This is a genomic window from Rhodopirellula islandica (assembly GCF_001027925.1).
In the GTDB taxonomy this organism is placed as follows: domain Bacteria; phylum Planctomycetota; class Planctomycetia; order Pirellulales; family Pirellulaceae; genus Rhodopirellula; species Rhodopirellula islandica.
The window spans coordinates 253119-272443 of record NZ_LECT01000031.1; the positions used below are offsets into that span (position 1 = coordinate 253119).

At 57.3% G+C, this 19325-nt stretch carries 16 protein-coding genes; 8 read left to right on the plus strand and 8 right to left on the minus strand.

The window, feature by feature from the left end; translation table 11 throughout:
* Positions 1-43: 43 nt before the first annotated feature.
* Genes RISK_RS17155 through hpt form a run of 3 tightly spaced genes read right to left on the minus strand, consistent with a single transcriptional unit; the run spans position 44 to position 2942 of the window.
* On the minus strand, positions 44-1168 hold the full coding sequence (locus RISK_RS17155; RefSeq protein ID WP_047815528.1) for a glycosyltransferase family 4 protein: 1125 nt from the start codon (positions 1166-1168) through the stop codon (positions 44-46).
* Complete coding sequence (locus tag RISK_RS17160; RefSeq protein ID WP_236696390.1) at positions 1165-2412, minus strand: glycosyltransferase; 1248 nt, start codon at positions 2410-2412, stop codon at positions 1165-1167. Before RISK_RS17160 ends, RISK_RS17155 begins: the two co-directional genes overlap by 4 nt.
* Positions 2409-2942 carry a hypoxanthine phosphoribosyltransferase gene (gene hpt, locus RISK_RS17165; RefSeq protein ID WP_047815530.1) on the minus strand — a complete coding sequence of 178 codons (534 nt, stop codon included), beginning with the start codon at positions 2940-2942 and terminating at the stop codon, positions 2409-2411. Before hpt ends, RISK_RS17160 begins: the two co-directional genes overlap by 4 nt.
* A 260-nt stretch (positions 2943-3202) precedes the next feature.
* Here hpt and RISK_RS17170 point away from each other — a divergent pair, with 260 nt between their 5' ends.
* Positions 3203-3547 carry a hypothetical protein gene (locus RISK_RS17170; RefSeq protein WP_047815531.1) on the plus strand — a complete coding sequence of 115 codons (345 nt, stop codon included), beginning with the start codon at positions 3203-3205 and terminating at the stop codon, positions 3545-3547.
* 49 nt (positions 3548-3596) lie between these two features.
* Here RISK_RS17170 and RISK_RS17175 read toward each other — a convergent pair whose 3' ends face one another.
* Entirely contained in the window at positions 3597-4322 is a 726-nt protein-coding gene (locus RISK_RS17175; protein ID WP_047815611.1) for a YceH family protein, read from the minus strand.
* Between the two features lie 274 nt (positions 4323-4596).
* On the opposite strand from RISK_RS17175, the gene RISK_RS17180 reads away from it, so the two are divergent.
* Positions 4597-6897, plus strand: coding sequence for an AMP-binding protein (locus tag RISK_RS17180; protein ID WP_047815532.1), 2301 nt, complete (start codon positions 4597-4599; stop codon positions 6895-6897).
* Positions 6898-7015: 118 nt separating this feature from the next.
* Here the strand turns inward: RISK_RS17180 and RISK_RS17185 are convergent, their stop codons facing one another.
* The 3 genes from RISK_RS17185 to RISK_RS17195 form a co-directional block, all read right to left on the minus strand.
* Positions 7016-7354 carry a hypothetical protein gene (locus RISK_RS17185; protein WP_047815612.1) on the minus strand — a complete coding sequence of 113 codons (339 nt, stop codon included), beginning with the start codon at positions 7352-7354 and terminating at the stop codon, positions 7016-7018.
* Positions 7355-7511: 157 nt separating this feature from the next.
* Positions 7512-8639: an aldose epimerase family protein gene (locus RISK_RS17190; protein ID WP_047815533.1), complete on the minus strand. Its 1128-nt coding sequence runs from the start codon at positions 8637-8639 to the stop codon at positions 7512-7514.
* A gap of 111 nt (positions 8640-8750) precedes the next feature.
* Positions 8751-10406, minus strand: a complete 1656-nt coding sequence (locus RISK_RS17195; RefSeq protein ID WP_047815613.1) for a solute:sodium symporter family transporter — start codon at positions 10404-10406, stop codon at positions 8751-8753.
* Between the two features lie 385 nt (positions 10407-10791).
* Here RISK_RS17195 and RISK_RS17200 point away from each other — a divergent pair, with 385 nt between their 5' ends.
* From RISK_RS17200 to RISK_RS17210, 3 genes are all read left to right on the plus strand, one after another.
* Complete coding sequence (locus tag RISK_RS17200) at positions 10792-11544, plus strand: DUF6677 family protein (protein WP_047815614.1); 753 nt, start codon at positions 10792-10794, stop codon at positions 11542-11544.
* A gap of 72 nt (positions 11545-11616) precedes the next feature.
* On the plus strand, positions 11617-12786 hold the full coding sequence (locus RISK_RS17205) for an AraC family transcriptional regulator (RefSeq protein WP_315852651.1): 1170 nt from the start codon (positions 11617-11619) through the stop codon (positions 12784-12786).
* A 361-nt stretch (positions 12787-13147) separates the two neighbouring features.
* Positions 13148-14011 (plus strand): hypothetical protein, encoded by an 864-nt coding sequence (locus tag RISK_RS17210; protein WP_236696392.1) that lies wholly within the window; start codon positions 13148-13150, stop codon positions 14009-14011.
* A gap of 138 nt (positions 14012-14149) precedes the next feature.
* On the opposite strand, the gene prfB is transcribed toward RISK_RS17210, so the two are convergent.
* Positions 14150-15275, minus strand: a protein-coding gene (prfB, locus tag RISK_RS17215) for a peptide chain release factor 2 (RefSeq protein WP_390173944.1) whose coding sequence is annotated in 2 segments (ribosomal slippage) — positions 14150-15205 and positions 15207-15275 — 1125 coding nt in all. Because the reading frame shifts where the segments join, the coding sequence is not laid out codon by codon here.
* A 97-nt stretch (positions 15276-15372) separates the two neighbouring features.
* Between prfB and mnmA the strand changes: the two genes are divergently transcribed.
* From mnmA to RISK_RS33615, 3 genes are all read left to right on the plus strand, one after another.
* A complete protein-coding gene (gene mnmA, locus RISK_RS17220; RefSeq protein WP_047815616.1) occupies positions 15373-16572 on the plus strand; it encodes a tRNA 2-thiouridine(34) synthase MnmA in 1200 nt (399 codons plus the stop codon).
* Positions 16573-17513: 941 nt separating this feature from the next.
* The gene (locus RISK_RS17225; RefSeq protein WP_047815536.1) at positions 17514-18137 is read left to right on the plus strand and encodes a hypothetical protein; all 624 of its coding nucleotides are present in this window, start codon (positions 17514-17516) and stop codon (positions 18135-18137) included.
* Between the two features lie 600 nt (positions 18138-18737).
* Positions 18738-19103 carry a DUF1963 domain-containing protein gene (locus RISK_RS33615; protein ID WP_083435017.1) on the plus strand — a complete coding sequence of 122 codons (366 nt, stop codon included), beginning with the start codon at positions 18738-18740 and terminating at the stop codon, positions 19101-19103.
* The last annotated feature ends 222 nt before the right edge of the window (positions 19104-19325 follow it).

The following is a 19325-nucleotide window of genomic DNA, read 5'->3' on the forward strand; positions in this document are numbered from 1 at the left end:
GGGCCCTCTTTGCGAATGGCAGCGAGCGTGATCAGCGATTTGATCACCTCTCAGGCAAAACCCGCTCCGACAAAAGTCGCACGTAGAGTTCGATGTGGCGCTCGACCATCGCGTCGAGCGAGAACTCCGTGACGATGCGTTGTCGGGCTCGCTCGGAGACCCGCTTGCATTCCTCTGGGTCATTCAAAGCCGACAAACTTCGGCGGACCAAAGCCGCCTCGTCCCCCAGCGGAAACAGCCATCCGGTTTCCCCTTCGATGACCAAGTCTCGATTGCCGGGAATGTCCGATGCGACCACGGGAACGCCCGCCAACATCGCTTCGATCACCGCGTTGCTTTGCCCTTCGTATTCACTCGCGATCCAAAACAGATCCGCGTGCGGCAGCAGTTCAGCGACATCCTCTCGCTGCCCAGCGAAACGAACGTGCAACGGCGAGGACACCGCGTCTCGGTGGCGAACCAATTCATCTCGCTGGGGCCCGTCCCCAATGATCACCAACGTCGTCGCCCCGTGCGTGGTCGCCAGCAACTCGCCCGACCAGATCAAATCACGAATTCGTTTTTGAGGCCACAGTCGACCGACGGCCAGAATCAATCGACGATCCGGCTGCACATCCAACCGGCCCATCGCCTCCTCGCGATCGATCTCACTGAGTCCCGTTGTGCCGACAGACTCGACTCCATTGGGAATGACCACAAACTGCGCCGGATCCAACCCATTGGCCGAGTAAAATCCTTGGACGCCGGTACTGTTTGTCGTGATCGCCTGCGAGAGCTTCTGCAATCGTCGATCAATGCGAAAGTGCCAGGACGTCTTCCAGGGATCCACGCAACGCTCGCTGGCAATGATGACGGGAACCCCCGCCCATTTCGCAGCCACACGCCCAAAGCAATTCGCGGCGAACAACCATGTGTGCACCACATCGGGTGCGAAATGAATGAGCTCCTTCTTCAATCGAAACAACGCCGTCGGATCCATCTTGAAACGCTTGCCAATCAAGACGACGGGGATGCCAGCGTCTCGCAGTGCTGCACTCCGAGGGCCATCACGCGTGAGCAAGAACACGCGGACGTCATGCCCGGCTTCATGCAACCCCTTGGCAAGCAGGACCACCTGTTTTTCGGCGCCACCACGGTCCATGGTGGGAATGACCAAGGCGATCTTCATGAGGCTTTCGGGTTGGACATGTTTTGATCGGGACGCAAAATGGATTGCCAGAACGTCAATTCCGGTTCCAAGGGATGACGACGCGAAAGATCGCGTGCCAATTCGAAGGCATGTTGCTTAGCCATTTCCAAATCGCCCCAAACGGAACGAAACGCTTTCCGCAGCGTACTCGGCTTGGCTGGCTCATACCAAGCCAACGAATCCAAAATGGAAGCGTCGAATTGGGTTTGCAAGTACTCCCTCGCCGCTGGATGATCGGCGACAATCACGGGAAGCCCCGCCGCCAATGTTGCCGGAAAGGTGAACCGCAGCTGAGAATCTTCGTTCAGCACGACGGCGTCAACCGAACGCCAGATTTCCGTCATGTCCGAAAACGACCCCGGAATCGCGACGACACTGCGAACGCCCTCGGCTCGGAGTTCCGCGTGCACCCAGTCGCGTAGCTTCCCGTCGCCAAGCATCCAGATTCTCAGATCCGGATCTCGGGCAGCGAGAAAACGGGCACTCTGGACCAAGGCGCCCACACCACTTTCGGAGGACGCCGGTCCGGCCATCGGCCCGCACCACAGAAGCACGCGTGAATCGTTGTCGGTGGTCAGGTCGAGATTGATCCCCCGCAAACTCCTTCTCGCGTCCATTCGTTCCTCATTTGTCACCCTGACCGGTCGATGGAAACCGACCGGACGCCGGCGAAGCTTTTCCGCCGGAACACCGTGCGAAACCAAGTAACGATCCGTTTTGGCATGGTCCGTGACCACGGCATCCATCCCAATGCAGGATTGCAGGACGCGGCGGCCGCTTCTCGTGTTTTGGCACCAGATCTCATCCGAATCCTCGCCCCATCCGCCGCACATCGCAACACCCACGGTGGCTCTCGCGCCGCCCACCTCCGGCGGCCCCGACTGAACTGCGGTGGCCACCGCCCGAGATTCCTCCCGAAGTTGATCACAGACGATCGCATCGAGTCCGGGCATTCTCTCAGCCAACCAGTGTCCTAAATGTCGGACGTAACGCTGCGTCGACCAATCACCGCGAGGGGCTGCCGCCACACGATGAACCTTCACGTCACCCAACATGATTTCGGTTGGCCAAGTGTTGCCGTGCCGGGGCGTCACGACCTGCACCTGCATGCCCCAGCTCGCCAACCGCTGGGTCAATTCAAACGTCGCCGCAGCGGCTTCGTGTCGCCCCGCGCACAGCGGCCAATAGTGCCGAGCCACGAACATCACCCGAGACGCACTCACTGGCGCGCCGTCGCTTCAATCTCGTCCGGTTCCAACACACCGATGAACGGCAAGTTGCGATACATGTCGAGGTAGTCCAGCCCATACCCGACGACAAATTCGTCCGGGATTTCAAACGCCACGAAGTCAGGCTTCGGGCCGATCTGCTCCGGTCGCAACTTCCGAAGCAAGACCGCCGTGGAAACGCTGGAGGCGCCCATGTCCGCGATCGCTTCGCTGAGCTTGGTCAACGTGGCTCCGGTGTCATAAATATCATCCACCAACAACACATCCCGGTTCTGCACATCGATCAGCATCTTGGAATCGATTTCCAATTTGCCCGCCTGTGTTCCGCCCCGATAACTCGACGCATGAATCACGCCGACTCGCTGAGGCATCGACAACCGGCGAATCAAATCGGCGAAGAGGACCAACGATCCGGTCATCACCGCGACCACTGTGATGGGCCGATCGCCGTAGTGGGAATCAATTTCCTTGGCCAACTTCGACACCCCGTCATCGAGCTGGGATTCGTCAATCAGCGTTCGCATGGCGGGTCAAAGAGAAAGAGGATCAAGGAAGTGGTAGCAAAGCGACGTGACGAGCCTTCACCGCGACGAAGGCCCGCAACCAGTGTCAAACTAGTCCGATTGCGTAAACCAGCGAAAAGGCAGCGAATTTCCCGGTCGAGTCACCCCTGATGCGGGAACGCAACCGACCGATGCCCTGACCGCCTGCGGTCCGATTGAAAGGGTTGGGTTGTCTTCGTCGGCACCCATTTTGCCCTATCAATCGTGGATCGAACAGACGCATGACGCCATCACAAAAATTGGCACGGGCTCGTCACTGCTTCCAGGCTTGGCTGAACACCCAACCCGCAGAAGATTCGCCGGATACCATTCAAATTCGCCCGAGTGAACCGCAAGCCGAATGGAGTGAATCCGTCTTCATTTGCGACGGATTCTATCGAGGTCGCCGGTTCCGCACCGACAGCACTTCGGCCATCTGGTTCACCGAAGAGGATGAGTTGAAAATCCACGACGAAGACGGTTCCTGCGTTGAAACCCTGTCGTCCGCTGAGATGGAAGCACAATTCGCTGCCGCCCAACCTCAGACTGACACCGCTCAAACCGAACCACTGCGCCGAGCCGCTTAGGAGTCAAATGGCTCAGGAACCGCCGGGAAAGAAATGCCCGGTCCGCACGCTATGACTCGAGGAACTCCAAGCGTTTTTCAAGCGCCTCGAGTTTGGCGGTCACGCTGTCGAGTCGATCTTGAATTTTGTCGATTCGATCATCGTGGGCGGACTTCCCTGACCCAGATTCCACCGGTTCCAATGTGACAGGTGCCGATTTGGTGGGCGCTGCCGAAGCGTCCTGCTTCTTGATTTTGTCAACCAAGTACAAGCGTTCTTGGGGCGTGTACAAGCAGTGCGAGAATGTTTGCCCGCGCCCCGAAGGCGTCAGCGATTCGACCAAACCTTTCTCGATCAACGAATCCAATTCGGTCTTGAGCGAATCCAGGTCGGGAAATTTGTGCATGCGAGACGCTCGGGTGCGCAACTCGCCCGCGGTTTGTGGCCCACGCAGCAACAACTCGGTCATGATCGCCGCCCCGGGACTGTCGACCCCCAGCCACTCATAGGCTGCGTGCCGGTACTTCGTCACCCGTCCGCTGCCTTGGATCTCGCGAGCCGCACCGGCGGCCCGAAGCTCATCCAAGGCTGACAGAGCGTCCGATTCATCCACCTGCATTTGCGGTGAACGATTGGACTTTTGATTGCAGCCCGTGATCAGACCGGCCAAGGAAAGTGGGTAGCCGTCCGGCGTCGTCTTGGCCTTTTCAACCAACACGCCCAAGCAACGTCTCGCAGCGGCGGACAACGGGTGAGGTTGGCTGGTTTCGTTTTCAGCAGCGTTTTCTTCGTTCATGCAATTTCCTTCTTGATGCAAACCGCCTGGCGTCGATCGTGATCGCGCGAGCGGCAAGAAACGGGGAGCCTCTCGCGAGCCTCGGTTCAATCCGTTGACAATCCAATCGAACAACTCATGGCCAATCGAACGACTCATGGTAGCTTTTTCCCGACTTCTTGGCAGCAACCAACGATTTCCTCGAGCCGCTCTCTCGACGCAGGGCTCCAGACCGTATCATCATGCGTTGGGCTGCATCGCGAGGATACAGCCACATCGTTTTCGACTTGTGTAGGTGGAGCTGCTGCCGGTGGACACGTATCTCATCATCTTGATTGTTCTCATTGCCCTGCTGGTCATCGCGATCTTGCTGGCCGTGTTCTCTCCACGGCTGTTTGTTCGTGGCCTGTTTCGCCCGGTCCTGGCCACTTTCTACCGGAAACGTGTCGTGGGATTGGAGAAATTCCCGAAGGAAGGCGGTTGCCTCCTGGTCAGCAACCACATGTCGTGGATCGATGGGATCTTGATTCTGTGGGCCCTTCCACGAAACGTTCGCTTCGTGGTCGACGGCAGCAACTTCACGTCCAAGATCGGCGATTATCTCGGCCGAGCCTTTGACACGATCTTCATGATGGGCGGCCCCAAGTCGATTGGACGAGCCATCCGTGACGCCCGCGAAGGGCTGAACAAGGGTGACGTGGTCGGCATTTTCCCCGAGGGCACGATCACGCGAACCGGGCAATTGCAGGCCTTCCGCCCGGGGATGAGCAAAATCCTGAAGAACACCGACGCGAAAGTCGTTCCGGTTCACTTGGAAGGCATGTGGGGCAGCATTTTCAGTTTCTCCGGCGGCAAGTACTTCTGGAAATGGCCCGACAAGTTTCGACGGACAATCACGGTGTACGTCGGCGATCCGCTGCCGGCCGACACCCCGATCTCCACCGTTCGCGGCAAGGTCCAAGCCTTGGGGTCCCAAGCCCAAATCGATCACCGTCGCGAATTCCCAGTGCTGGCACGCCAAGTCCTGCGGGTCTGGCGACGCCGGGGCAAACGACTGCAAGCCGCCGACACCTTGGGCACAGAAGTGGGTGGCAGAAAACTGTTGATCAACACGCTGGCTCTGCGCCGCTGCCTGCATCGAGAGGTGTTCTCCAAAGACGAACAATTCATTGGCGTGCTGCTTCCCCCCAGCGTCGGTGCCGTCGCGGTGAACGTGGCCTTGGCCGCTGATCGACGTGTCAGCGCCAATCTCAACTACACCGTCAGCAGCGAGGTGATGAACCACTGCATCCACGATGTGGGAATCAAACACGTGCTGACCAGCGATCGGTTCTTGGAAAAGATCGATGTGGAACTGGACGCCGAAATTGTTTCGCTGGACAAACTGAAAGAAAAAGTCAGCTTGGCCGACAAAGTCATCGCGGCCCTCCAAGCGACGATTGTGCCGAGCTGGCTGCTGGATCGAATTCTGGGCCTGAACAAAATCCAGAGCGATGACCTGTTGACCGTCATCTTCACCAGCGGTTCCACCGGAATGCCCAAAGGCGTGCTGCTATCCAACGCAAACGTCAGCCACAATGTCGATGCCGTCAATCGTGCGATCCGCCTGACCACCGAAGACGTGGTCATCGGCGTGCTGCCATTCTTTCATTCGTTTGGTTACGCGGTCACGCTCTGGGCAGCACAAACGCTTGGCCCCGCCGGTGTCTACCACTTCAACCCGCTGGATTCCAAACAGATCGGCAAACTGGCCGAGAAGTACAAGGCCACGGTGCTGCTGGGCACACCGACGTTCATGCGTGGTTACCTGCGACGCATCACCCCGGAACAATTCAAGACGCTCAATGTCGCGGTGGTGGGCGCCGAGAAGATGCCCGCCGACCTGTTCGATGCCTTTGAGAAACGCTTTGGAGTCCGCCCCGTCGAAGGCTACGGCACGACGGAAATGAGCCCCTTGGTCAGCGTCAACATTCCGCCCTCACGTTCGGCTGCGAAGTTTCAACCCGATCGCGTCGAAGGCAGTGTGGGCCGTCCCTTGCCCGGGATCTCAGCGAGGATCGTCTCGCCTGACGATGGAACCGAATTGGATGCCAATGAAGACGGCATGCTGCTCGTGACCGGTCCCAATGTGATGCGAGGCTACGCCAATCGCGATGACCTGACTCAATCCGCTGTCATCGATGGTTGGTACACGACCGGTGATATCGCGCACATCGACAACGATGGCTTCTTGCACATCACGGGGCGTCTGAGTCGCTTCTCCAAGATCGCTGGCGAGATGGTGCCACACGTTCGAATCGAAGAGGAACTTGGCAAACTGCTCTCCGAAGGCGAGGACGACGACCAAGTCCGCGTTTGCGTCACCGCCGTTCCATGCGACCGCAAAGGCGAACGCATCATCGTCTTGCATTTGCCCACGTCCCAGATCCCCGACGCACTCCGCGAAGGGCTGAAGGAAGCCGGACTGGCAAACTTGTTCATCCCAGCCGCTGACAGTTTCTTCGAAGTCGACCAGATCCCGCTGCTGGGAACCGGAAAACTTGACCTCAAAGGTGCCCGAGATCGGGCCAGCGAACTCACGCTGGCGAGCTGCTGAAAAGAATCGCCACGTCCAGATCGCAACGCGAACGGACGGGCAAATCGCAATGCAGAAGGCACGGGCCTGCCATCGGCCCGGTTTCTCAAGCGGTTGCGATGCTTTGCCAGCCGACGGCTCAGCTCGACTCGATCTCGTCTTCTTGACTGACGGGCGAGTTCAAATCGATCGCTTCGAATCGACTGCGATAAAGAATGCGTTCCCACCACCGAGCCCGCCGCAACGACGGATCGTCTGCACTCACCAAATGGCGTTTCCCGCGACGGGTGCAGATCTTCAATTGGTTGTCAGCCAGGACTTCTTCCACCATCCAGTACTTCTCCACCACGTAGCGGTAGGTGTTTCCCTTCCCAGCGGCATGAACGTCGGAAGCACGCGGCCCCGGCGAAACACTGCTTTTGTGTTTGCGGTAGATCACCCAATCGTTTCGCTGAAATTGATTTGCGGCCAATGTCATTCCTGAGACGTGGATTTGAGCCAACTTACCTGACTGGGATGATGGCAGCTTTCAGAAAACGACACAATTGGTGGTGCGATCCATTGTCGTCAGGAACGCGAAATCGCTTGGAAGATTGCCTCCAAGCGATTCACGCGTGACCCGGAGATTGCGTGGATCATTTCGTCGAGAAGCGGAACACCGTTGTCGTGTCATACTTCTCACCAGGCTTCAAAATCGCCGATGGAAACGTCGGCTGATTGGGGCTGTCGGGGAAGTGCTGAGTCTCCAAGCAGAACCCTCCTCGATGCACGTAAGATTTGCCCGACTTCCCTTCCAAACGTCCATCCAAGAAGTTCCCGCAATAGAACTGGATCCCCGGTTCAGTGGTGCGAATTTCCATGACACGGCCAGTGACTGGCTCGAGAACACGGGCTGCCCACATCATTTCTCCTGGCTCACCGGAACGATCGAGCACAAAGTTGTGGTCGTATCCCAGCCCGAATTCGAGTTGTTCGTTGTCGACACCGATGTCGCGTCCAATCGTTTTCGCCTTTCGAAAATCAAACGGTGTCCCTTCCACCTCCCGCAATTCACCGGTGGGAATCAAGGTCGAATCAACCGGGGTGAATTTCGAAGCGTTCAATATCAACTCGTGGTCGAGGATGGTCCCGTTGCCCTCACCGGCCAAGTTGAAATAAGTGTGCTGGGTCAGGTTGATCGGGGTGGCTTTGTCCGTCGTCGCTTCGTAGTGGACAATCAATTCGTTTTCGTCCGTCCACTGGTAAGTGACCGCGACGCTCAGATTGCCGGGGTACCCCTCTTCACCATCTTTCGCGTGGTAGGTCATCTTCAACGCGGGCTTTCCATTGACCGCCGTGGGCACAGCATCCCAGACAACTTTGTCAAATCCGATCACGCCACCGTGCAAGTGATTGGGGCCATTGTTGGTCGCCAACGAATAAGTCTCGCCGTCCAACGTGAACTCACCCTCGGCGATTCGGTTCCCGTAGCGCCCAACCACCGCACCGAAGTAGGGCTTGTCGACTGCGTTGATGTAGCTTTCAACGGAGTCATACCCCAGCGCCACGTCGCCCAACTTCCCGTCGCGATCAGGCACCACGATGGAGGTCACGATCGCACCGAAGTTGGTGATCTGAACCTTGGCACCGGACTTGTTTTCAAGTGTGTACAGCTGGATCGAATCAAAGTCCTCGACCTGCATCTGATCTTGTGCCCGGCCAGGAACGGCAAGGCATCCAAGCATCAACACACCCGCAAACCAATGTGCAAAGAGTCGGTTCATACAAATTCTCCAAGAAGCGATCGAAGTGAGTTTGAAAGGAAAGGGAATCTTGCGACGACCGCTGGACCAATCACGGTGTCGCCGCTTGAACGATGAGATGAATGGAACAACCTAAATCGCGAAGTACGCGTAGACGCCCAAGCACAGCAGAACCAAAACGCCGCCGACGTAAGGGGCCGGTTTCCACGGGGTCAAGTCAACCAATTTGGCATCCCGTTGCTCGTAGGGCGAATCCCGACGAATCCCCATCGCCACCATCACCAACTGCAGTGCGACCAACAGGACAAACACCGCGCCCATGTAGTGAAACCCATTGCCGAAGATGGAAACCAGCCAACCGTCGTCGCCGCCGCTGCGGAAGGTCCCGATCACCATCAACACCAAACCGACAATCAACGCGACCATCGCGGATCGCCCGTCCGCAGTCTTGTGAAACAACCCCAACAAAATCACCGAGGCCAATGGGATGAAGTAGACCCCGTTGAGACCTTGGAAGAAACTGAAAACACCTTCGCGCCCGTAAAAGACCAGCGGAGCCGCGATGACAGCAAAAACGGCAACAACGAAACTGCAAACCTGGCCTGAGAAACGCACCTGTTTCGTGGTCGCATCCGGCCGAATGTATTGCTTGTAAACGTCCAACGAGAACAACGTTGCCGCCGAGTTCAACACCGAATTGAACGTCGAAAGAATCGAACCGATCACCACCGCAGCAAAGAACCCGAGCAACCATTCTGGCAACACTCGTGCGACCAACGCACCGTAGGCCTGACTGGACTTCCAATCGCCGTCGGCATTCAACCCGACGGCATCAATCATCTGCTGGTCCTCGGCGGTGATGACCAGATACGCCGCTGCGATCCCAGGCAACACGAGGATCAACGGCGCCAAGATCTTAAAGAACGCGGCCAGCAAAACTCCCTTTTGACCTTCCGCCAAATTCTTCGCCCCGAAAGTTCGCTGAATGATTTGCTGGTTGGTGGTCCAGTAAAAGAAATTGAGCAGCAACACTCCCGTGAACAACGTTGGCCAGTGAGTTGATTCGTCCGCTGCACCGAGCGACCGAAATGCGTCGGGATCCGCTTCCTGAATCTTCTGAAGTGCGCCCCCAATTCCACCTTCGTCTCCCGCGACAACCTGCAGCGAAAAGTAGGTGATCATCAAACCGCCAACCAACAACCCGGCACCGTTGAACGTGTCGGAAACCGCGATGGCACGCAATCCACCAAAGATCGCGTAGGCACCGCCCAACGATGCGATGAAGACCAGCAACATCCAAATCATCTGGTAGTCGGTGACCCCGAACCGAACGTGAAGCGACAACATGCTGTTGAGCCCGTTGGCGCCCAAAAACAAGACAAATGGCAACAGGATCAGCATGTAGGCAACGATGAAAATTGCCGCCGTCAACGCACGCACCCCGCGACCGTAACGTTCCTCCAGAAACTGCGGGATGGTCGCGATCCCCGATTTCAAATACCGAGGTAAAAACACCAGCGCCAAAACGACCAGTGAGATCCCCGCGACCACTTCCCAGCACATCACCGACAACCCATCGCTGAAGGAGTCTGCGTTGAGCCCCACCAATTGCTCCGTGGACAAATTGGTCAGCAGCAAACTTCCCGCGATGAAGACGCCAGTGAGCGAACGACCGGCTAAGAAATAACCCTCATCGGTGTCCACGTCGCTGCCACGCGTCTTCCACCAAGTCAGAAACGCTACCAGACCAGTGAAGAACAGAAAGGAAACGAGCGTGGTGGTGTTCATGGACATCCTCGGGGGTTGCATCATGCAAGGGGGTTTCAGCGAGACGACATACCATACAGCGTCACCCCACCCCTTACAGCCTCCACGAACTATTTTCTGCCGTTCCACACACTCAAGTGGCACGGATCCACCCTTCGATCATGATCCACTTGACGCCCGTGCGAGAAGGCCCCTCCAAACCAACCGTTCACCCTAAGACATATTGCCCGGCAAGCTCACCCCTTTCCGGGTGGCACCAAATCACTGAATGGAGGATCCAATCCATGGAATTGGAGGGACTGGCTATCGCCCACGGGCTGAATCTCGCAAAATGACACGCTTCAAGCCTGCCCCTCCGTTTGGGCATTTGCCCGCATTCCGAATTTTCGTCAGTCCCCAATCACTCATGGCCCAACGTTCACGCAGATCTCGAGCCGCTGAGACCACCGCAGGCGCGAGTCCCAACGGCTCCGACCCAAACCAAGCCTCCGACAAAAGCGCCCCCTCAAAAAACGAACCCATTCAGGTCAATCCCAAGGTCTTCAACGGCGACACTCAGATCGAGGTCGACGGGATCCAAGTCAACTTGCGGAATCGCTATTTAGCGGCGTTTTTGGCTTGGTTGGTGCCCGGAGCAGGGCATTACTACCAAGGTCGCCACACCAAGGGCACCTTGTTCGTGATCAGCATTCTCTCGATTTGGACCCTGGGATTTGCACTGGGCGGCTTTCACGTCGTTTACGCCTCGTGGTACCCCGGCGACAAACGCTGGCACTACTTCCTCCAAGCCGGAGTGGGCTCCGCCGCACTTCCCGCGCTGGTTCAGGGCAATCGAATGCGACTGGCGACGGACAATCGCGGGCGAACTCGTCAGGACTACGAACCTTGGTGGAACGGCTTCATGGCGCCCCCACACCGTCCCGTCGACGAATCCGAGGCCGATGAAGTTGCCGCCTGGTATGCCCGGCGTGGCTCGGGCTACGAAATGGGCACCTGGTACACGATGATCGCAGGGCTGCTGAACTTCTTGGTGGTTTACGATGCGTTTGGCGGCCCTTTGGCGGTTCCGATCAGCGGTCGCAAAAAACGCGAGTCGGAACAATCCGAAAACTCTCCCGACAACGAAGAAGCGGCAGCGCAATTTGCGGAAACGAGCTGACGCGATCACACTCTCCTCTGCGATCCCGGTCGCCTTCTCTAATCAACTGACTTTACTGTTGAAGGACGCGCGTTGAACAAACCTGCTCGCTCCAAACCTCACGTGGCGCTGATGGTCGAAACCGCGACTGTCTACGGACGTGAAGTGCTGTCTGGAATCATGCGTTTCATGCGAACGCAAGAAGATTGGTCGGTCTTCCTCGAACAACGGGACCTCATGACGTCGCCACCGGCCTGGCTGAACGATTGGCAGGGCGACGGGATCATCTCGCGAGGATCCACCAATGAAATGATCGAGGCCGCCGTCCAGCGGAACATTCCGGTCATCGAATTGAACGATCGCAGCGAAGTCGACAAGGCGCACGTCCGCAGCGATGACGCCAAAATTGGTGAAATGGCCGCCCGCCACCTGATGGAACGCGGATTCCAACACTTCGGGTTCTGCGGCTTTGATTTCGAAGCCTGGTCGCATCGACGCCAAGAAGCGTTCACCAAAACGGTCCAACAAGAAGGATGCCAGTGCGATTCGTTCAACTCGCCCTGGATGAATCTGGCCCGACCCTGGGAGGAGGACCAACAATCCATCTCGGATTGGCTGCAAGCGTTGCCCAAACCCTGCGGAATCTTCACCTGCAACGACCTTCGCGGCCAACATGTCCTGGCGGTTTGCTCCACCCTGGAACTGACCGTCCCCGAAGAAGTTGCCGTGATCGGGGCCGACAACGACGAACTGCTTTGCCAATTCTGCCAACCGCCCCTGTCCAGCGTGATCCCCAACGCGGAAGCGGTCGGCTTCCTCGCCGCGGAACGTTTGTCTCGCCAAATGAAGGGCGAATCGCACCACGAATCACAGCAAGTGGTGGCGCCCACTGGAGTCGCAACCCGACTTTCCACCGATGTCGTTGCCATCGACCACCCCGAAGTTGCCTCGGCGCTGGCTTATATCCGGCAACACGCTTGCGAAGGCCTGACGGTCGACGAAGTCCTGCAAAACGTTGCGGTCAGCCGCAGCACCCTCGAACGACAACTCCGTCGCTACCTGGGACGCACCCCGCAGCAGGAAATCCGCAACGTCCAACTCAAACGCGTCCGAGAATTGCTGGTCACCACCGAAATGGCCGCCGAACAAATCGCCTATCGGGCAGGCTTCGATCACCCGGAATACATGCACTACGTGTTCAAACGTGACCTGGGTTTGACCCCTGGGCAATACCGGCAAAGTGTCCGCGGGCAGGATGGTTGACTCCCCGCCTCCGAATCAGGGGTGAGATCCCAGCGCCAACGCTGTCGATTTCCCGTGCAAATGCGACGGGAACGCAGGAAGAAAATTTGGTCCCGGCGCGGCAACCAAGTATACTGATTCGACCCCGATCGCTCCCGGTCCAGCCTTCCCTCCCCTGAATTGCTGCCTGCATTCAATGGAAACGGACAGCTTGTCCGCGGGACTGATCGCCAACGGTGCCGAATCAATGGTGGATCTCGCCGTCTAAAATCCATTTTGTCTTCAGCGCCCGACCATTACTTCTCCCTGCACACTGATTCTCAGGATGTTGACCGTGAATCGCCACTTCTTCTCTCGTCGCACCCCAGTTTCGTTCTCCGGAATGACCTCTCTGATGTGCGTTGCCGCTCTCGGTTTCGCCGCCGCGGGACTTGCTTCGCCCTCCCAAGCCAATGCTGGTGGTGAAGAAACCGTCGTCAATGGCTTGTTCGAGGCCATGGAAGCCGGAACGGTCGAGGCCAAATTCATCCCTCAATCGTCTGCAAAAGCCAACTTGTTGGTCAAGAACCTGACTGACAAACCTCTGCACATCCACGTTCCCGCCGCCTTCGCTGGCGTTCCAGTTCTTGCTCAAGGCATGATGGGCGGCATGGGTGGTGGTATGGGCGGCGGCATGGGTGGTGGAATGGGAGGAGGCATGGGCGGAGGCATGGGTGGCGGTGGCGGCGGTCAAGCCATGGGCGGCGGCGGCGGCATGGGTGGTGGCATGGGCGGCGGCATGGGTGGTGGAATGGGCGGAGGCATGGGCGGCGGAATGGGTGGCTTCATGCGAGTCGCACCCGGACGCACGACCAAAATGGCTCTCAACACCGTTTGCCTGGAACATGGCAAACCTGAACCCAACGCCAAAATGAAATACACCATCGCACCACTCGACCAAGTCACCCAAGACCCTGCTGTGACGGCCTTGTGCGAAGCTCTGGGCAATGGACTCATCGCTCAAAACACCGCCCAAGCCGCAACTTGGCACCTGACCGACAAAATGTCATGGAGCGAACTGGCCGAGAAGAATCGCAAGGAAAGCCAGTACACCGGCAACGAGCCTTACTTCACGTCCTTTGAGCTGCGTGCCGCCTCCAATGTCGTGGGCGAAGTCAAACGCATCGCTCAAAATCACCAGGACAAACTGGAGTCAGACGAGAAGACTCAAGGCGGCCTGACCTTGGACAACAACTACGGCAGCTGAGGATCCTTGCCACAGAGTGATCGCCAAGAACGCAATCACCACAGAGAAAACCAAACGATACCTGCGAGGACCTCACGGTCCTCGCAGGTGTTTTTTTGGCCGTTGGGTTGATCCAACAAAGTGGATCAACGACGCGAATCAGTCGTCGTCGGAATGGACGGCTTCCGTCTTCCCCGCCTTCAAACGCAGGAACGAGTCGAAGAACCCCTGCAGTTCACTGCCGTCGAGCACACTGTTGAAGTTGCCGACGTAATGCCCCGTCCGAGCGTCCTTGACGCGTTGATCGGGGTGCAAGAAGTAATTGCGAATCTGACTCCCGAAACCGGTTCTTGCCTGAGTCTCGTACTTCTTGGCTTCCTCCGCTTCACGGCGTTCTTCCTCGATTCGTGCCAACTTGGCACGCAGCATCTTCCAGGCGGTGTCCCGGTTTTGGTGCTGACTCCGTTGGTTCTGGCATTGCACAACCGTGTTGGTGGGAATGTGTGTCAACCGAATCGCACTGTCCGTCTTATTGACGTGCTGACCACCTGCTCCACTGGCCCGATACGTGTCCTCGCGAACATCCTTCTTTTCGACGTTCACCTCGAACGAATCATCAATCTCAGGCGCAACACTCACGGCAGCAAAGCTCGTCTGGCGTTTGCTTTCGCTGTTGAATGGACTGATCCGAACCAACCGGTGCATGCCTTCCTCCCCCTTGAGATAGCCATACGCCATCGGCCCCCGAACCGCGATCGAAGCATGGTTGATCCCCGCCTCCTCGTTTTCTTGACGGTCCAGCAATTCGATTTTGTATTCCTGTCCCACCGCCCAAGCGGAGTACATCCGAAGCAGCATGTCGGCCCAGTCGTTCGCGTCCGTCCCGCCATCGCGAGCGTTGATGGTCACGATCGCACCCGCGGAATCATTCGGCCCGTTCAACAAAGCCTTCAATTCCAAGTCATCCAGGACGCCCTCCAGGCGATCGATCTCTGACCGAACCTCATCGACAATCGAATCATCGTCCTCTGCCATTTCGAAGAGGGCTTCCAAGTCCTCTGCAGAGGACTCAAGCTCATTCAACGGGGAGACAATTCCTTTCAGCCCCTTGAGTTGCATCACGACTTTTTGAGCCGCTTCACTGTCATTCCAGAAATCGGGCGCCCCCATTTGGGCTTCGATCTTTTCGATCGCTTGGTTCTTGCCAGCGTGGTCAAAGAGAGTCCTGTAGCTGGACCAGGCGGCTGCGAATCGCTTGGCTGCGTTGCGTCAATTCAGCGTCCATGACGAAATGTCCCTCTCGGATATGATGGTGAACCGGCGAGGCCGTGCACGGCGTGTGCAAGGTCCGCCAAATTTTTTTCTTCGAAAACGGATTCTACATGTCTCGCGTGGTTCTCGCGATGAGTGGCGGCGTTGATTCCAGCGTCGCGGCCCACCTGTTGTTGCGTGACGGTCACGAGGTGATCGGAGTCTTCATGCGCCACGGCGAAGCATCCGCTGCCGCCTGCCGAATTGATTCCGACGAACCCCAAAACGCCAATCCCCTGAATCTTCCCGTGCTGGGCGAGTCCGCAGGTGGTAAACGAGCCGACCACAAACAGGGCTGCTGCAGCGCGACCGATGCCGCCGACGCTCGCCGGGTCGCGATGTCGATGGGGATCCCGTTTTACTCCCTCGACCTGCAAGAAGACTTTCGCAAGATCGTGGACTATTTCGTCGACGATTACCTCGCCGCGCGAACACCCAATCCGTGCGTGAAGTGCAATCATTGGATCAAGTTCGGACGTTTGTTCGATTACGCCGATGGTGTCGACGCCGAGTTCGTCGCAACAGGGCACTACGCCCGAATGGTGCACGCCAACGGCCGCTCCGAACTGCACCGAGGCTTGGACGGTCACAAGGATCAATCCTACGCTCTGTTTGGCATCGACCCAGCCCGCTTGCCCCGCATGATGCTGCCCGTTGGCGATTTCACCAAACCTGAAATTCGCGACATGGCGACCTCGCTCGGATTAGGTGTGTCAGACAAAAAGGACAGCCAGGAAATCTGCTTCGTCACGCAGGGTCACCACAGCGATTTTGTAAAGTCCCGACGCCCGGAAATGGTCGGCGCAACCGCCGGCGAAATCGTGACCACCAACGGCAAGGTGGTCGGCGAGCACAACGGCTTCGAAGCCTTCACCATTGGCCAACGCAAACGACTCGGCGTCGCCATGGGCGAGCCTCACTTTGTGATCCGCATCGAACCAGACACCCGGCGCGTCGTGATCGGGCGATCAGAAGAGCTGCTGCGTCCAGGGTTGGTCGCCGATCAATGCAATTGGCTTGTGACACCGGAAGAGCTTGCGGAGGCCACATCAGTTGGCATCCAAATCCGCTACAACGGGCAACCTCACCCCGGGCGAGTTGAGATCGACGCATCCGATCCAACCCAAATGAAAGTGATGTTTGACGAACCACAATCCGCCGTCGCACCAGGCCAAGCCGCCGTCGTCTACGATGGCGAACGCGTCCTCGGCGGAGGCTGGATCACCCACGCCATCGATCATGTAGCCGACGGAGCCCCTCCGTCAGTCTGAGCGCTACCCAGCGCAGCAAGCGAGTGGATCAGCCCTCCTGAACGGAGGCCGTGCAGTTTTGAAGAGCCGTGCTCGTAACATCTTGCGACCCCCGCCCGACGAAGTTGGGAGGGGTCGGAAAACAAGTGTTCAGCGAGATTTCCGGGGGAGGGCACGCTCGCCGCCTCCCATGCTCGGCCCACTCCCTCGCGTACGCCTGAACGGCGTCGCTCGACCTCCCCCCAAACTTCGTTTGGGGAGAGGTGCATCGTGCGGAAACCCGCTGAAAAACCGTGTCAAAAAACGGCACGACCTCGAACGCAGCTGGGGAGCGGTCCCTGCACGCCGTTGAGCACAACGGCGCGGATCCGCGAGGAGCCAGGGTTCGTTTCGACGCAAAGACGCCAGGGCGCAGAGACGCATGGAATCGCTCGAGAGAGAGCATGAATCCACGGATGCAATTTGCCAGAAGACGGAAGGTGAGTTCGGGGCAACGGCCGAGTCTCTGCGTCCCCGCGTCTCACCGACTCTGCGTCAAAACCATATCGCATCGGCACCGACCCTCTGGCCCCGCCACCGTTTCCCGCAAACCGTACGGTGCCGTCCACCCAAAGACCATTGTATTGCCATTGCGTATGTGCGGAATCTGAAGTTCGATGGTATTCGTTGAGCTTGAGCGGCACCAAACAGGGCGTTGCTATAGCCCTTTGCCGATTAGATTGTTCGTGATTGCTTCAGCTACTTGATGCTCTGCATGAGACAGTCCCGTAGTCATCGCCATGGAGATTTCGGCTTCGTCGTTGTCACTCATTTACCGTTCCAGAATTTGAAGAGGCCTCGATGATGCGACTTCAATCGCATATTCAAACACTTGAAATATACCGCAAAACGTTTGCGCCCACGCCCAGCCGATTTCGGCCCATCAGTGAAGACACTTTCAACTCAAGCCCCAAAAGAGCAACATGGCTGCGGAAAAGGAAACTATCCGAGTAACACTTGGTGTCGGGCTGATTTTGGCGGTTCTGTCAATCGCCCCGGAGACGGTCAAATTTTATCTATCGGCCCGGTCCATTGATCGCGAGGCTGATTTAAAGGCAATCTCGCTTTTCGATGCCTGGGCTGGCCAGCAGGCCGCATGGGGAATCCAGATAAAGGAACTTGAGAAACTGCGTGGCGAGAAGCAAATGAGGGAACTGGACGCATCTCTACCCCCGCTTCCACCCGACTTGGACGCATTTGCCCAGGACGCAGCAAAGCGGTTCGATTTGGAACTTGAAAGCCTTCGGTTCAACATGCGGATCGCAGAACATCTCAATCGACCTACGCGAGTATCGCCGAACTCAGATGCCGAAGTCGAAACGCTGAACGAGCAGATTGACGATCTCCAGGCGAATCCGATCATCGACCGAGGTTTTCACATGTCTCTTGCGCAAAGCACTGACGAGGCAATCGCGTTCGCAAAGGCTAAACGTTTGGATTTAGCTGAAGCAAAATGGTTTGTTGGGATTAGCGGGCTATTGCACGCTCTTTCGTTTGCTGTCGGCTGCTACTTGATCTTCAGTGGAATGAGAGCCAAGCGTGCTTGACTCCTATCGACCGGCCCAGGCTTTATAGAGATAGGCAACGGCATCTTCTATGCTTAACTCGAATACAACCGTACGGTGCCATCCACCCAAAGCCATTGCACATAACTCGTTCTCGTACTCAGGGCGCAGCCCGGTACTCGCACTCGTTTTCGAAACCGGCGCCGATGAACTCACAGGGCGTCACGGTCCAGCACGGTACGGCGGCGCAAGCGATGCTGCACCGAATCATTGCGGTGTTGCTCCGAATCGCGATGGAATCTGTTGGTGCAGTTGAGCCGGAGGCGGGGTTCCCTGATGCATTCGAGCACGAGTACTGCTTCGCTGAGCACGAGCACGAGTGCGAAATCAGGTCGCCCCACACACTGACCATCGCCGGCTTGCTGGTTTGCTCAGTCGTTTGTTGCTCGGTCCCGTTTCAGCCGGTATTCTTCGATCTGGAGGGCCCGCCCCATCGGTGAGCCGATCGCCATGCAAGCCCAACGCAAGAACCAAGGGTTGTTGCCGAACTAGGCCTGCGAACGCTTGGCTATAGAACATCAACCGTCCCGGCTCGCAAAACCCAAACGTTCGCCGACTGACTTGCGTTGTTGGGAACAAAACATGAACCTTTCCTCTGCAATCGAATCCAATCGGCTTTCCAGATTGAAAGATGCTTTGCATGAGTTGTCGCGCGAGTGTGTTCGGCTCTCAGCGGAGCGGACAAGAGACTCCCAAACGCCAATTGGCGTCTCGAAATTCGGTGGGGAGCCTGACGTGCCACCATCGTTCGATTGGCCCATGTGGGAGGACGAGCCGATGACGTTTTTGGGCCAGATCAATTGCCAACAGATCTCGCGGATACTTTGCCCCAACTTCTTCCCGGATTCGGGTCTGCTCTTTTTTTTTCACTTCGTTGACGTTGATGGATGTTATTCTCGACGGAAATCAAATCGCGTATGTTGGTGGCAACGATCCACACGCCCCTGATTGCCTCGTCCGGCTCGACTCGGGATTCACCCTCGGGTTTGTTCTGGATTCAAACGCTGGTCACGGCCCCGCTGGATTACGATCTTGGTCGATCCAAAACTGATAGCCTCCAATGCGAGCCGAAATGGCATGGTAAATCGACGTCGCATCATTGCTCGCGTTGTTTGCCTCGTCCTGATTCTTATTTTCGTCCCCTATATCGTCAGCCGGATTGCCAGTTCA

Excerpts from the sequence above, each read along its gene's own strand:
- RISK_RS17155 (WP_047815528.1), bottom strand. The coding sequence starts at position 1,168 with ATGAAGATCGCCTTGGTCATTCCCACCATGGACCGTGGTGGCGCCGAA.
- hpt (WP_047815530.1), bottom strand. The coding sequence starts at position 2,942 with ATGCGAACGCTGATTGACGAATCCCAGCTCGATGACGGGGTGTCGAAG.
- RISK_RS17170 (WP_047815531.1), top strand. The coding sequence starts at position 3,203 with ATGACGCCATCACAAAAATTGGCACGGGCTCGTCACTGCTTCCAGGCT.
- RISK_RS17175 (WP_047815611.1), bottom strand. The coding sequence starts at position 4,322 with ATGAACGAAGAAAACGCTGCTGAAAACGAAACCAGCCAACCTCACCCG.
- RISK_RS17185 (WP_047815612.1), bottom strand. The coding sequence starts at position 7,354 with ATGACATTGGCCGCAAATCAATTTCAGCGAAACGATTGGGTGATCTAC.
- RISK_RS17190 (WP_047815533.1), bottom strand. The coding sequence starts at position 8,639 with ATGAACCGACTCTTTGCACATTGGTTTGCGGGTGTGTTGATGCTTGGA.
- RISK_RS17195 (WP_047815613.1), bottom strand. The coding sequence starts at position 10,406 with ATGAACACCACCACGCTCGTTTCCTTTCTGTTCTTCACTGGTCTGGTA.
- RISK_RS17200 (WP_047815614.1), top strand. The coding sequence starts at position 10,792 with ATGGCCCAACGTTCACGCAGATCTCGAGCCGCTGAGACCACCGCAGGC.
- RISK_RS17210 (WP_236696392.1), top strand. The coding sequence starts at position 13,148 with ATGACCTCTCTGATGTGCGTTGCCGCTCTCGGTTTCGCCGCCGCGGGA.
- mnmA (WP_047815616.1), top strand. The coding sequence starts at position 15,373 with ATGTCTCGCGTGGTTCTCGCGATGAGTGGCGGCGTTGATTCCAGCGTC.
- RISK_RS17225 (WP_047815536.1), top strand. The coding sequence starts at position 17,514 with ATGGCTGCGGAAAAGGAAACTATCCGAGTAACACTTGGTGTCGGGCTG.
- RISK_RS33615 (WP_083435017.1), top strand. The coding sequence starts at position 18,738 with ATGAACCTTTCCTCTGCAATCGAATCCAATCGGCTTTCCAGATTGAAA.